The 14786-nt window shown below is 34.5% G+C and carries 10 protein-coding genes; 9 read left to right on the forward strand and 1 reads right to left on the reverse strand.

Annotation, left to right across the window (positions count from 1 at the left end; genetic code table 11):
* Window positions 1-254: 254 nt before the first annotated feature.
* The 9 genes from BN3656_RS07750 to BN3656_RS07790 all read left to right on the forward strand — a co-directional run bounded on the left by BN3656_RS07750 (window position 255) and on the right by BN3656_RS07790 (window position 13595).
* Window positions 255-464 (forward strand): helix-turn-helix transcriptional regulator, encoded by a 210-nt coding sequence (locus BN3656_RS07750; RefSeq protein ID WP_066546090.1) that lies wholly within the window; start codon window positions 255-257, stop codon window positions 462-464.
* Entirely contained in the window at window positions 464-1672 is a 1209-nt protein-coding gene (locus tag BN3656_RS07755) for a DNA cytosine methyltransferase (RefSeq protein WP_081422893.1), read from the forward strand. The genes BN3656_RS07750 and BN3656_RS07755 overlap by 1 nt, the downstream gene beginning before the upstream one ends.
* Window positions 1659-2399, forward strand: a complete 741-nt coding sequence (locus BN3656_RS07760) for a PmeII family type II restriction endonuclease (protein WP_066546093.1) — start codon at window positions 1659-1661, stop codon at window positions 2397-2399. Before BN3656_RS07755 ends, BN3656_RS07760 begins: the two co-directional genes overlap by 14 nt.
* 58 nt (window positions 2400-2457) lie before the next feature.
* Window positions 2458-5499 (forward strand): ATP-binding protein, encoded by a 3042-nt coding sequence (locus tag BN3656_RS07765; RefSeq protein WP_066546095.1) that lies wholly within the window; start codon window positions 2458-2460, stop codon window positions 5497-5499.
* 752 nt (window positions 5500-6251) lie between these two features.
* Window positions 6252-7655, forward strand: coding sequence for a hypothetical protein (locus BN3656_RS07770; protein WP_066546099.1), 1404 nt, complete (start codon window positions 6252-6254; stop codon window positions 7653-7655).
* Window positions 7655-8827, forward strand: coding sequence for a hypothetical protein (locus tag BN3656_RS07775; RefSeq protein ID WP_066546107.1), 1173 nt, complete (start codon window positions 7655-7657; stop codon window positions 8825-8827). The genes BN3656_RS07770 and BN3656_RS07775 overlap by 1 nt, the downstream gene beginning before the upstream one ends.
* Window positions 8828-8844: 17 nt before the next feature.
* Complete coding sequence (locus BN3656_RS07780; RefSeq protein ID WP_066546110.1) at window positions 8845-9507, forward strand: EcsC family protein; 663 nt, start codon at window positions 8845-8847, stop codon at window positions 9505-9507.
* Window positions 9508-9640: 133 nt separating this feature from the next.
* The gene (locus BN3656_RS07785) at window positions 9641-13351 is read left to right on the forward strand and encodes a hypothetical protein (RefSeq protein ID WP_066546112.1); all 3711 of its coding nucleotides are present in this window, start codon (window positions 9641-9643) and stop codon (window positions 13349-13351) included.
* Window positions 13341-13595, forward strand: coding sequence for a hypothetical protein (locus BN3656_RS07790; protein ID WP_066546115.1), 255 nt, complete (start codon window positions 13341-13343; stop codon window positions 13593-13595). Before BN3656_RS07785 ends, BN3656_RS07790 begins: the two co-directional genes overlap by 11 nt.
* Here the strand turns inward: BN3656_RS07790 and BN3656_RS07795 are convergent.
* Window positions 13568-14458 (reverse strand): IS3 family transposase, encoded by an 891-nt coding sequence (locus tag BN3656_RS07795; protein WP_066546118.1) that lies wholly within the window; start codon window positions 14456-14458, stop codon window positions 13568-13570. The genes BN3656_RS07790 and BN3656_RS07795 overlap by 28 nt on opposite strands.
* Window positions 14459-14786 lie beyond the last annotated feature (328 nt).

Genomic DNA, 14786 nt, shown 5'->3' on the forward strand with positions numbered 1-14786 from the left:
TTGTGCCATAGTACTTTTCTGAGTTTGAGTTCGATGGAGGTGTCCTTACTGTGGGTTTTTTGCGGATTTTTAGACACAATTTCAGAGTCATGAGACATAGATATTTTCACCACCTTTGTGTAAAGAAGTTTAACAATTTGAATAAAAAGATGCAAGTACCGATGATCACATGGTATGAATTATTTGATTGACGATATAAACGTTATGATTTATACTAGTGAAGTAAGAATTGATTAAATGACGAGGTACCCAAAATGACGATTTCTGAACAAATCAAGGTGCTGTGTGTGAGGTCAGATATTAGTGTAGCTGAGCTTGCACGGCGAATAGGGACAACACCGCAGAATTTTAATGGGAAAATGAAAAGAGAGAGTTTTACTATAGCTGAACTAGAAGATATAGCAGATGCGGTAAACAGTTCTTTTGAAAGAAAGTTTGTATTAAAAAATGGAGAGAAAGTTTAATGCATAAAAATAAAAAACAGAATAATTATAGTAGATATGCTGCTAATAGAGACGTTATTTCTTTGTTTTCTGGGGCAATGGGGTTAGATATTGGACTGGGAAAAGCAGGTTTAAATGTAGTGATTGGACAAGATTTTGACGCAGCATGCGTGAAAACTATGAAAGCTAATGGCCATAAGGTTTTGGGTGGGGATATTAGAGAAATACAGCCACAACAACTGCTAGATATGACAGGATTATCAGTGGGAGAACCATTTTTGATTTGTGGGGGACCGCCATGCCAACCTTTTTCAACGGCAGGAAAAAGATTGGGGATAAATGATCCGCGAGGGAGTTTGTTTATGGATTTTATCCGTATGATAGATTACATACGGCCTCGATTTTTTGTAATGGAAAATGTAAAAGGAATTATGTCATCACCGCTAAAACATGTACCTTTATCTGAAAGGGATGAAAGTGATCCTGAACAAAAGCTGGGTACAGTGCTTGATGTAATTTTATCTGAATTTGACAAACTAGACTATAAAACAGTATATGGGGTGCTTGATGCTGTAAATTATGGTGTTCCGCAGTTTAGAGAGAGATTTGTATTAATCGGAAGCCGTGATGATGAAGATATTTTTTTGCCAATTCCAACACATTTTCAGATGCACCAGGATAAGAAATATCAATGGCAAACGGTTAGAAGTGTAATAAAAGATTTGGAATTTGATCATGGAGAATGTGCAACATTAAGTGAAGAAAGACTGAAATTCTTAAAAATGGTTCCGGAAGGTGGAAACTGGAGAGATTTGCCGGAGGATATTATTCCGATTGCAATGGGTGGTGCATATAAATCAGGAGGAGGAAAAGTCGGATTTTATAGAAGGTTATCGTATGATCAGCCTTCGCCAACAGTAGTTACTTCTCCGGTTCAGAAGGCGACTATGATGTGCCATCCGACACAGAATAGACCGTTAAGTGTGAAAGAATATGCAAGAATTCAGCAATTTCCTGATGACTGGGTATTTACTGGAACAATAGCGGCAAAATACCGTCAAATAGGGAATGCAGTTCCGGTAGGATTAGCTGAAGCCATTGGAAAAACTGTACTTTCTGTAGCTGATAAGACTGCTGTTGTTCAAACAAAACGTTTTAGAGGTACAAATGTACATAATAAGATTAGAAATGCAATAGAATTGGGAGGAAGTTTATATGTCGTTAAATAATTCATATGATGAACAGGCAGTGATTCAGGCAATCGCATCTGCATTGGAAACATTTTATAGAACGTTAATCGAAAAGATAGATGGGTTAAACATCCAGAAGGTAATGAAACGTAAAAATCCGTATTTATATCGTGCAAAAGCTATGCAGAGTGCAACTGAAATTGTGGATTCAGTACTTACCGCATTTGTAAGTTCAAGTGAAGAAACCATTTTCGGTAATTGTTTTTTTGAACCGATTGCTATTGCAGCAAGTGGTGGAAATAAGGCTCTAGCAGAAGGCATTGATATTATGATTCAGAACAATGAGACGAATACAATCTCTGCAATAGCTGTTAAAAGTGGACCGTCTGTATTCAATGCAGACAGCAAAAAACGACAGGAACAGAATTTTATAGCAGCTTCTAAATTGGCACAGCAAGCGAAAGCAAGGTACGAAGCATATATCGGTTACTGTTATGGAAAAAAGAAAGAATCTGGCAGAGGAAAGCCTAAAATGTATCAGGAATTGGCTGGAAAACGTTTCTGGGCAGAATTAACCGGAGACGAGGAATTTTATATAAAGATTATTGAATATATGGGAACTATGCCAGAGAAATATGTTGCTGATTATAAAGAAAGTTATAACAGAGCAGCCAATAGACTGGTTAGAGAGTTCGCAAATAGTTTCTGCCGGGAAGATGGAAGTATAGATTGGGAGAAACTGGTGGAGTTTAATTCAGGAGATTGAAGAAAAATAATCAGATAGTATAAATTGTTTTATGGATATACAGAGAGAGGAACATTAAATGAATGAGTTTGTAAATTATGCAGAAATACAGGCCGAAAAAGCAGAGAATCTGTCATTTTGTAGGGGTATAAAATTATTACATATTAGAGATAGAGTGGAAACAATGCTTGGATTCATTGGAAAAGGAGGGATATTTGAAGAATACACTATACATAGCATTGCTCATATTGATGAAATGCTAAAAATTGTGGAATGGTTAATTCCAGATGTTACAAAAGAAAAAATGACATATGCGGAATGGCTTATGCTTACCCTTGCTATTTATTTTCATGATTTGGGCATGGTGGTTACCAAAGATGAATTTAAACACAGAAATGAAACCGCTTTTAAAGAATATAAAGAAAAAGTAATGGAAAACACGGAAGAATCAGAGTATGAGGAATGTGCTAAAGAACAGGGAGATTCTTTCTTATATCAGGAATTTGTACGTGAAAATCATGCTGCACGTATTCGACAATGGCTTGAAGGGAAGAACGCTAAAAATTTAGGCGAAGCCGAAACAGTGTGTGGTGAAATTGAGGATATATTGAAAAATTTAGACAATATGTTTAAAGCAGATTTGGCGATGATATGTGAAAGTCATCATAAAGATGACATAGAAGATTTTTCAAAGTATAAAATAAAAAAACTGTATGGAAATACAGAAAATGAAAAGGTAAATCTTAATTATATTGCGATTATTTTACGTATAGCTGATTTATTGCACATAACAAGAGATAGAACGCCTTCGGTTGCTAGGAGACTTATTAATGTAAGCAACCCAATAAGTGTTCTTGAATGGGAAAAGCAAATGGCAGTTAGGGCGGTTGGACCAAAGGATCAGAGAAATGAAGATGGAGTTGTTGATAATAGCAAACAGAAAGATACTATAGAAATTACAGCTTATTTTGATGGTGCTGAGACTGCAGAGGCTTATTTTGGATTATCATCATATTTGCAATATACGCGAAGAGAATTGGCTAAATGTTGTGAAATAGTTGAAAAAGCTCAAAAAAGAGAAGGAGCAGTAGGATATGAATTTCCTTGGCGAGAAGTTGACGAATCTCAGATAGAGGTTAATGGATTTGAAAAGAAAAAATTGCAATTTACTATCGCACAAGATAATATCTTACAATTATTAGTTGGTCATACGCTGTATAACGATTCTTCCGTTGTAGTTAGAGAATTGGTTCAAAATGGCATAGATGCGGTTAGATTACAGTCAGAATATGAAAAAAGAAGTGGGAAGAGTTATTCTCAAGGAAAAGTTTGGGTTGAATGGAATAGTGATAAGCGGCAATTGAGTTTTTGGGATAATGGAACCGGAATGTCTATTCAAGATGTTGAAAATTTTTTATTGAAGGTCGGAGCATCAAAGTATAGAGATGAAGTGGTGAAAAAACAATTTCCTAATTTTACATCTATAAGTCATTTTGGTATCGGAATTTTAACTTGTTTTATGGTTGCAAATGACATTGATATAGTAACAAGTTCCGATGAGCAAGAAGAAGCAAATAGCATTAATCTTCGTAAGGTAAATGGTAGTTATTTACTACGCAAAATGGATAAAAATGAGTTGGATGTACGAATCAAACAACATGGAACAATGGTAAAACTATATGTCAGAAACGATGTGGATATGACAAAACTAGAGAATGATTTACGAAAGTGGATTGTAGTTCCGGAAATTCCAGTATATTTATCTGTTGATGACAATGAAAATATAAGAATTGGTTATGATTCTCTAAAAGAAATATTGGTAAAACATCTAAATGAAACTGGTCATGATGTTGATGGGGAAAAATATGATGTATATGAAAAGCAACATGGAAATGTGACAGTAGCTTATGCGGTAAGGCATTTGAAATATATGTCTGATTGGTGTCTGATGAGTGCAGATAATAGGCGTATTCAAAGAAAAACAATATTACCTATTGGAACTTGTGTTGAGGGAATACGCGTTGAATTTTCTACACCTGGATATAAAAATACATCAATATTGGCAATAGCAAATATAAAAAATAGCAAATATCAAACAAATGTTGCAAGATCTGCAATTGAATTGGATGCAAATAATGAGATTTTATCTGATATATATGACGTATATAAAGATTATGTACAAGAACAGATGGATAAATTAGAGGCTCAAGATTATGCACAATCCTGGGCGATATCTGAAGGAAGATATTTAATGCGTCCTTTGATTTATGATGATTATAGCAATAGTCGTATAGAACCAATAGATGAAGATGTATTAATTCATAGATTGGCACATTTGAAGTGTTTAGCATTGGAAAATGAAGGCGTGAGACAGATGGTTTCTGCTGAAGATGTTGTTGGATTGGAAGAGATAAATATTTTTGAATGTGAAATGACAAGAGCGGGAGAATATCTGTTGAAGGAGGTAAGAAGTAGTGCGACTTTGAGTAGTCTTATAGGTGTTGTATGTAAAGATAATTTTTTGGCGGGAGCTAAAAATGTTATATGTAATATAGATATGAGTAATTTATTGCATCAACATGCTCTTAAAAATAAAGAAGTAAGTAAAATTGAAGTTGCACATAAAGAAAGAAGAATTCATGTTACCTATTCTTGCAAAAATGATTTATGGTATGAATTTGATTTGAGAAATAGAGGATTAGCAGTAAGATCGTTATATATTCCTAAAAAAAATATGGTTATATCCGGATTGCAAGAAGAAATAGGAGTAAAAAATTTTGGAGGAATATATATACAAAGCAACACGGAACTGTGTGAATATTTAATAAAGGTAATTCAGGCTTTTCAAAGTGAAAATACAGAAGAAAATAGAATTTTATTGGAAGTATTTTTATCATATGTGTTTGATAATAAAGTGTTAGAAGTGGCATATAAGCAGGATGTAAATACATCGAATATGTTTAAACAATTGTTGGAAGAAAGATTTGTTCGAGTCAGCAATGAATTAATTGAAAAGATGTGGGCAAAGATAGATACCCAGGAATTTGTAAATAAAATACTCACAAAAAATTATACGCTTTATTCTATAGATAATTGGTCAAGAAAGAATGATTCAATATAGAAAATTGATAACACATTTTAAATATGAAAACACTCGGAATTTTAAATAAGTTACATTGAGGTGAATAAAAATAGTGGCTACATTTTGGCTACAAAAACATTACGAACGAAGTGGATTGTGCGGATAATTAATCATAAAACACATATAAAACGAACTAATAGTACATTTTACAAATGTTCGTGCGAATGTAAAAGACGAGTTTGAATAGTTGGAGCAGAGCTTCAAAGCCTTTATTTTCAAGGGCACTGAAAAAGGCATGTTTTCGATAAAGGAAAGCGTGTCTTTTTTACATAGCCCGCCAATTGATATAGTAATTGACAATAAGTAAAAAAACCGAGAAATCAGTTCAGTATTACAGCTACAATTCTCTTCATATTCACAACAATAGCAGTAAGATATGCCTGTCATTGCATAGCAACTAAGCCTACAGAATCCGATTTTTGGAATCTGTAGGCGCTTTTCATTTCACCGTTCTTTTCTTCAATCCGATGCCTGATGTTAATCTTTTTATTGAAAGGCTCTCTTGTTTCAAACTCTAATCGCGCTTTGTGAAATTCATTCGGCTGAGTTATATTGATGGATGAAGTGATTAATTAGACAAGGAAAGAGAACAGTATTGATTGATATTGTTAAAGGGATGGATTAAAATAATATCAACCGGAAAAATTAACATAATAATAACGAATAAAAAGATTTGTGTCCGACAGGTAATGGTTTGAATATACGAAATAAAATAGATGGAGAAAATAAGCATGAGGTATACGAAAGAGAAAAGTTTAAAATCAAGAAGACCAAATGAAAAGGCATCAGAAATGAAAGGTAGAATTGCTAGAGGATTATTATCGGTAGCATTGGTAGGAGTATTAACAACTATAATGCCTTTTAACACAAATGCTAATAGTTCGAATGTATATTATCTTGGAGAGGCGGTTAATGCGGGAAAAGATACTGGATTTTCTGAAAATAATGAGATTACAAAGGAGGATCCGCATTATAATTGGAAGATTGGAAGCTTTTTTGTTAATGGCTATACTCGTGTAATTACAGATGACAGTAATCCGATTTTTTTGAAAACAGTGGGCGATGAGGTTGTTCTTGATTTTCAATTGAAACAGGACATTGATGCTTTAAATAATGATAAATCGCTCATGATTGCAAATGATAAAAAGGCATATGATAATTTGTTGTATAAAGATGAGACTGCATTTGGAAGAGGAGCCTTGATTATAAGAAAGACAGATGCGTATCAAAATAAAAAAGGTACTTCTCAATTATATACGGATTATTTGTCCGGAGTTAAAGTAGGTGCAAATACTCAGGTAGAAATTTGTGAAGAGGGCGATTATGAAGTCGCATTAGACTACAGTATTAGAGATAAAAAAATCACTGTGCCCTTTATAGATAAGACAATAAGAAGTACTTACAATGATTATAAAATTTATTTTACTTTTTCAGTAAGAAATGGAAACTGCATGGTTTTTCCGTTTGATGTAGCTACCGGTGAAGAACTGACAAATAAAGCAATTACTGAAAATGGATTTTATTTAGATTTGGCAAAATCCAGATATTTAGAAATCAATGTAAAAAAAGAAATTCTTTGTGAGGGTGCGACGGGGCTTACGGAGGATGTTAGATTCAACAAGCCTGCTAGTGATGGAGAAAAATATACAGATGAAGGGATTTACACTATTACAGTATCAAATCCATACACAGAAGAAGAGACTGTTAAGAAAATCTATGTTGGGACAAATAGCGTTCTCAAAGCATATATGACTACAGGATATGCAATTAGTGATATACAGTCATTGCTTAAAGATGGAGCAACCATTGATGATGACGGGAATATTACCATCCCGGAGAAAGTAGAAAAACCTAAAGTTGTGGAGAATGTGTCTGAATCAGCAATAGTCTTGAATGAGGCGAATGATGACGCAGAAGAAGAGGAGAGTGTTTCGGTAGAAAAGGACAATAAGGACGATGAAGCTCAATTTGCAACGAGCAGCATGGTTAGTGGAAGTATTTGTATTGTTCTGGCTTTATTTATTGTTTATTTGTTTGTTAAAAAGAAGAAAAAAGATAAAAAGGTTAATATGACGGTACCAATAGATCCTGAGGAATCAGTAACAGAAAAATCGCCAGAGGAGGATGAGGAGTAATGAAAAGATTAATTGCTCTATTGATGGCATCAACTTTATTTCTTACAGCCTGTAATTCTGGAATGAAAAATGAGGACAGTAATAAGAATGACTCTAAAATTGTGGAAGATGCAACTTCTATAGACGATATAGATTTAGACATAAAACCGGAAACTTTTTCTGATTTAAGTGATGAAAATTTGCTTCAGTATGTTGAAGATGAGGTTTATGCAGGAATAACTGAACAGTTAGCCAGTGAAGATTATATTGTTGAGAGTGTTGATGCGATATACATTTCTAAGGAGTATTTAGAAGAAATTGCATACAATTCTCAAGAAAATATATATTTTGGTTATACGTTGTCGGAGTTGGATGCTCAATATGATGGGACGAGATATGTATTCACTCTTGGGGATGATGGACAGACAACGACAAAAACTTTTGAAAAATATGATGATTCATATGAACAGGTAATCAAGAATGTTGCAATAGGTACGGGAGTAATTTTTGTTTGTGCTACGGTCTCGGTTGCTTCAGGGGGGGTTGGAGCTCCTGCTGCGGTAAGTATGGTTTTTGCAACATCTGCAAAAACTGGCGCAACGTTCGCATTATCATCAGGAGTCATTAGTACCGCTGGAGCAGCAATTGTAACTGGCATAGAGACTAAAAATGTTGAGGAGACCCTTAAGGCAGCTGCACTTGCCGGTAGTGAAAGCTTTAAATGGGGAGCTATTGTAGGTGTTGTTTCTGGAGGAGTATCTGAAACCGTTTCTTTGGTTAAATCTGCAAGAAGTAATCCAACACCAAGAGAATCAGAATTAAAAGTTCTTGAACGAACCAAAGGGGCAGAGGAACAGATTTCTTATTTGGATGGTGTTGAAGTATCATCTGCGACAAAAGGAGCAACACGCCCGGATGTTGTTGTAAAAAATGCAGATGGATCTATTAAAGCGATTGAAGTGAAGAATTATAACCTTGCATCCTCAAATAGTAGAAGTGAATTATATAGGGAATTGGAAAGACAAGTAACCAGTAGGGTTAATAATTTGCCGGCAGGATCAACACAGGAGATTGTTTTGGATGTCAGGGGGAGAGGTTTTTCTAAAGACGTGATTGATAATGTAGTGGCAAACATACAATCACGATGTGTTCCTGTGTATAAAGACATTCCGGTAACAGTCATGAGTTATTAGAGATATGAGGAAATTGTATGAACAGTAAAGAAAAGAAGCCAGTAATGACAGAAGAAGATGTTATGAAGCTTTTGGATTCTTGTTATGAAAAATGTTTAAATGGAATACCAAAAGTTAGTCCCAGTGTTAAGAAACTGGCTAATGATTATTTGAAAAAACATAGAACGACAGAAGAAGCATGCAGAACAATGTTAATAAATCAAATTGCAAAATGCACAACTTCAGGAGTAGTAACGGGATTCGGAGGTTTTATTACAATGCCAGTCGCTATCCCGGCAAACGTTGGTAGTGTGATATATGTACAAATGAGAATGATTGCCTGTGTTGCATATATGGCAGATTATGAATTAGACAGTGATCAGACACAAACCTTTATATATGCTTGTTTGGCGGGCGTCGCAGTTAATGGCGTATTAAAGCAAGCTGGTATAAAATTCGGAGTAAAATTTACAAATGGACTTATTAAGAAAATCCCAGGTAAAGTTTTAACAAAAATAAATCAAAAAGTAGGATTTAGGTTTATTACGAAATTTGGAACGAAGGGAATTGTCAATTTAGGTAAGCTTCTTCCAGGAGTAGGTGCTATCGTTGGCGGTGGATTGGATTTAGTGGAAACTAAAATCATTGCAGAGCGTGCGTATAAGTGGTTTTTTGAAGGTGATTTTTCCGTAAAGGATTAGAACGGGGAAGATATGATTGAAATTGATGACATCCCTTAAAGGCTACTATTTTGATATATGTAAAGTCTGTGTTTATATTGTAATTGTAAGTTGAGAAGATTTCTGAACAATAGTTGAGAAAGGAATTTAGACTATGAATGAAAAATTGAAAGATACAACAATTGATTTATTATTAGAGGGTGTCAAGACAAAAATAGAAGATGTGAAGGAAAATTATAAATGGCAAGAATTGTTTGTTAGTACTGGTTCTTTTTGTGTAAATAATTGTAATACGTTAACCATGTTTGAACAGGATCTGTTTTTGATATTTTCAAAAGATAATTTGAAGCAAATGGCGAAAAAATTAAAAGATAAGAGAGGATATGAATTTCCTCAGCTATTGCATGGAGAATTATATGATTTGATGGTTCGCTATGAAATTCCGGCAATGGAAGCGGAAACATATATTCATCATTTTATTCAAGTTATTATAAACTATTTAGAAGAAAATGATCCAGATAAGACATTGGAAATTTTTTTGGGAGATTTGAAAAAGGAGATAGAAAAATATTTTTTTGCGTTAGAATCAAAATTAGAGTTGGTATTAAATCAAGTAGCAGATTTAAAAGAAGAAAAAATGTTATCTTATTCAATTACTGACATTGATATCCAGATTAGAAGAGAGTCAAAGTATAAAGGGATGGGGTTAGATTTTTTTAAACTTGATGATGAACAATTTGAATCAAGATTTCAAAGTGTTATAAATGATGAGAGGATATATGTTGTTGGGAAATCTAGAGAGGAGACAATCTATCGACTTTTGAATGAATTGAGACAGAAGAATTCAGATAGAGTTACTCTTATAATTAAGTCGGAAGAAGAATGGAATAAATTACAGAAAGCAAATATATCGGGTAATATATTGGTCCCATTTTTTTATGCGGAGAAAATTGTGGCCATTCCAAATAATACTAATATTTTTGTATACGGTGAAGATGAACCATGTTATACGAGAGATAAAGTGGTATTAAGAAAAAGAACAAAAAGAAACATTATAAATGCGTTGGAAGAGATCGGTATAGATTACAATGAAGCATATAACATCGTAGATAACACCCATGGTTTATATGTGCCATTAAAGAAAAAACTTTTTAATGGAGCAATGTATAGTAAACCAGATTGGGTAGAGGGGCATTCTGATGTAGTTATGACTGCATTATTGTGTGGTGAGTGGACTGAAGCAACAGGAGATGTGTTGGTTTTTGAAGAATTATCTGGCAAGACATATATTGAATGTAAGAAGGAACTGGAGACATACTTGCATAGAGAAAATCCATTCGTTGTAACTAATACTAGTTATAGAGGGAGCAATTTGCAGCTTGCTAGTGTAGAGGATGCATGGGAAGAACTAGATATTTATATTACTGATGAGTTATGGAATAAATTTATATTATTATTCTATGAGGTTTTGATTGAATCAGAGCCTATTTTTGATTACCCTTTTGAGAAACATTTTGAGGCAAGTATTTATGCAGAAAAACCAGGGTGGTCACCAACCTTAAAAAGGGGGATGATTAGAACTCTTATAATGCGTGCGTACTATAGAGGTCATGAAGAGAATCAGAAGCAAATTGACAATATAGTATCAAGAGTACTTGATACTATTACAAGTAAAGAAAGATGGGGATATATTTCGCAATATTTAACAGATTTATGCGAAGCTTCGCCTGAGAGTGTTTTAAGAAAGTTGGAAGATGAATTGAAACAGCCACAGGGATTGCTGGAGTTGTTTGAAGCAAATGACGGGGACTTTATGAGAAGCAGACATTATTATACTAATGTTTTGTGGGCAGTAGAGCAACTAGTTCAGCAAAAGAAATATGTTGTACGGGCATTGGAGTGGTTATGGAAAGTAGATTCATATAACTTGAAGTATAGCATAAGCAATAGTCCTAAAGGAGTCTTGGATGTAGTATTTTGTGCGTGGATAAATGAAAGTGCATTGTCTGTTGAAAAAAAAATTGAGTTGGCAAGAAAGGCAATTGAGAATTATCCAAATGCATGGGATGTTATTGCGTCTAAATTGCCACAAGGGAGAAACTCGATATGTTTAACGTTGAACACTCCTAAATATAGAAAGATAGATGAGCACGATGAACTATACGTTCACGAAGTAAATAAAACGTATATCGAATATTTAATAATGTGTGTTGATTCAGCATGTACGGATGCAGAAAAATGGAATAAAATAATTCAGCATATAAGATCGTATGATGTGACGATTCAAAATGAAGTGTTTAAAAAATTGATTCTCAATTGCAGAGAAATGTGTGATGAGGAGAAAATTAAAATAAAAAATGAAATGAGGTACGAGATCTATAGACATAGGTATTATCACGATGCTGATTGGAGCATATCCGAAGAGATGTTGTGTAAATATGAAAGCACAATGAATGAAATTGTGTTGTCTGATAAAGTCTATGAATATTTATATATTTTTTCACCTGTATATGAGTTTCCTCTATTACATCCGGTGCCTTTAAATCGAGAAGAAGGTAAGGATTTGCGTGAGAAGAATCATATATTAAGAGAGGAGGAGATAAGAACAAGATTTAAAGAGTTTAAAGAAAAGAAGTATTCTCTGGAAAAGTTGATCAAATTAGCTGTGAAAGAAGAACATAGCATATTGGGCGAAGTTTTAGCACAGTTTTATTGTGATGGATTGTTTGATGAGAAATTATTCATTTTACTTATGGAATTAGATGATGAAGGGAAAGATGTATATGACTATGTAAGATATCTACATAGAAATGAATCAATAGATTTAAATGAAGTTATAGGAATGATTAAAAAACTATCCAATAATAAAAATCTTTTAATGAATTTAATTTCCTTAGAATTTATAGAGGATGATGACAACGCACTTATTGCTAAAGAAGATGAAGAAATAAAAAAAATGTATTGGAGCAGAAATATAAGACTAAGGATATCGGATAAAGCAGAGCATAAAGTATTTATGTGGGCGTTGGATGAATGTAAAAAATATGGTTCACTCCATACGTATTTAGAATTATTGTATGATATAAGGGATAAAATATCATTTCAAGAATTATATAATGCTATATTTGCAATCTCCAATTTGAAGGGCGATGTGCCTAGTTCCATGACAGACTATTACCTTGAGGAGATTTTGAAAGAACTACAAGAAGCTTTCATTATGGATGATGAAAAATGTGCTGAATTAGCAACGTTAGAATGGATGTGCAGAAATGTGCTTGAATGGGAACAAATGAAATGCATGCAAAAAATTATGAAGAATGATCCGATGTTCTATGCTCAATTGGTTAGAATTATTTATAAAGCGGATGATGATGATCCTAGCGATAAGAAAAAGAGAGAATTAGCAAACAAAATCTATTCGGGATTTGACAAAGCAAAGTTTTGCCCGACAGAGAAAGATGGGAAAGTATCATATGAAAATCTGAAAAACTGGATAGAAAAGTTTAAAGAATTGTTGGTTAGTCAAAAGCAAGAGGGGTTATTTGGAAATTTGGTAGGACGATTACTGGCATCTTCGCCAATTGGTGAAGATGGCTATAGTCCATGTGAAGCTGTACGAAAGATTATTGAAGAATATCATTCTGACTCATTGAAGACTTCCTATGTAGTAGCAGAAGAAAACAAACGAGGTGTTTATACTGTTGATGCAGGAAAATCAGAATTGATTTTGTATCATAGGTACAAAAAGAATGCTGAAGGATTACAAGAGCAATATCCAAGAACTGCAGAAATTTATTTTACTTTAAGTGACATTTACAAACGTGAAGCGGATTTTGAAAGAAAGCGTGCAGAAGATGAATGGTAGAAAAAAGTATAAAGGAGAGGTGTATAGCTTTTTTAGAAGTGAAAGAAATATTGGAAGTGGTGGTAATGGAGCGGTATATGATGTGGAATTTGAAGGGAATGAAGGGTTCGAGTTCCCTATAGTAGCAAAATTTTTTGAGTATGGTGGGGCGGATAAAGAAAAACGATATGATATTGTCAATATTGGTTTACACTTTTTTCTCAAGAATGTTCGACCTTATGCTGCCTCCTGTAGCGAAGCATAGTATTGTTGTCGCTTAACCATTGGAGGTAGTCCACCATTAGCAGAGCAGATCCTCCGATTATTCCAGTAGCTGATGAAGTATCTCCAGATGAGCGTCTTTAACTGCTCTACGGTCATTGAGGTAGGATCGTAACGACCATAAAGTAATTCCTCTTTGAAGCGTGCCCACATGCTTTCGCATCTGGCATTATCATGGCATCTGCCACCGGCACTGTTCATGCTTTGAACAATGCCATATCTGTTGATAGCTTTACGATATAGCTCACTGGTATACTGGGTTCCCCTGTCACTGTGAAGAATAGCTCCACGGAGCATCGGGTAAGCTTTGCAAGCATTCTCTAAGGTTTGTTCGCATAGGGTAGCTCTCATATTTGTATCCATAGCAAGTCCCAATACTGCTAAATCATAGCAGTCAAAGATAGCTGAAACATAGAGCTTTATTTCAGTCATATCGGTCATGCACTTTTCAAGAGGCTTTTCAGCAGCGAAGTCACGCTTGATTAAATCGTCGGATTTACTGGCTTCTCTATCAGCTTTGGTAATAGCATTCGACTTACGTTTTGGTTTATGATTAAGACCAATTTCTGCCATGACACGATAAACAGTTCTCTCACCGGGAATATGTACTCCCTCAGGCTGTTTGAGCTGTAAGGCCTGATACATACGGATTCTTCCATAAGTGTCATTGCATTCATCTTCGCTGCAAATATCAAGCATTGCATCTGCCAGTGCCTGATATTTCCAAGGGGTATCTTTTGCTTTTAGGAATTTGTTGAATGCCTGCCTTGAAACATGAAGCACTTTGCAATAAAAAGAAATTTTACCCTTAATCCGGCCGTCATCCGTTTTGATTGCAATAAACATTAATCTCTGTTTTTTGCTGACTTCCGACGGCTGGCTGCGAAAAAAGCACTTGCTTGCTCAAGGAATTCGTTTTCTTCTTTTAAGCGTAAGCGCAAAATAATTCGACGGATTGTGTTGCCCTAAAAATTATTCCATAATAATCATTAGAGAATGCAAGCATTTCACTTCATCTTCTCTTGCTAGAAATGATAGATGCAAGCATTTTATTCTATCCGATTTATGGAGGTGTGCTCATGAGAAGCAAAAGAATACCTGCCGAAAAACAATACCGTCTCATCATGGAATGCCGTCAAAGTGGATTGACAGATCATCAATGGTGTGTGGGAAC

This window comes from Clostridium sp. AT4, from assembly GCF_001517625.2.
Classification (GTDB): domain Bacteria; phylum Bacillota; class Clostridia; order Lachnospirales; family Lachnospiraceae; genus Enterocloster.

Bases quoted from the DNA above. Each gene is read 5' to 3' on its own strand.
- BN3656_RS07750 (WP_066546090.1), top strand. From the start codon at position 255: ATGACGATTTCTGAACAAATCAAGGTGCTGTGTGTGAGGTCAGATATT.
- BN3656_RS07755 (WP_081422893.1), top strand. From the start codon at position 464: ATGCATAAAAATAAAAAACAGAATAATTATAGTAGATATGCTGCTAAT.
- BN3656_RS07760 (WP_066546093.1), top strand. From the start codon at position 1,659: ATGTCGTTAAATAATTCATATGATGAACAGGCAGTGATTCAGGCAATC.
- BN3656_RS07765 (WP_066546095.1), top strand. From the start codon at position 2,458: ATGAATGAGTTTGTAAATTATGCAGAAATACAGGCCGAAAAAGCAGAG.
- BN3656_RS07770 (WP_066546099.1), top strand. From the start codon at position 6,252: ATGAGGTATACGAAAGAGAAAAGTTTAAAATCAAGAAGACCAAATGAA.
- BN3656_RS07775 (WP_066546107.1), top strand. From the start codon at position 7,655: ATGAAAAGATTAATTGCTCTATTGATGGCATCAACTTTATTTCTTACA.
- BN3656_RS07780 (WP_066546110.1), top strand. From the start codon at position 8,845: ATGAACAGTAAAGAAAAGAAGCCAGTAATGACAGAAGAAGATGTTATG.
- BN3656_RS07785 (WP_066546112.1), top strand. From the start codon at position 9,641: ATGAATGAAAAATTGAAAGATACAACAATTGATTTATTATTAGAGGGT.
- BN3656_RS07790 (WP_066546115.1), top strand. From the start codon at position 13,341: ATGAATGGTAGAAAAAAGTATAAAGGAGAGGTGTATAGCTTTTTTAGA.
- BN3656_RS07795 (WP_066546118.1), bottom strand. From the start codon at position 14,458: ATGTTTATTGCAATCAAAACGGATGACGGCCGGATTAAGGGTAAAATT.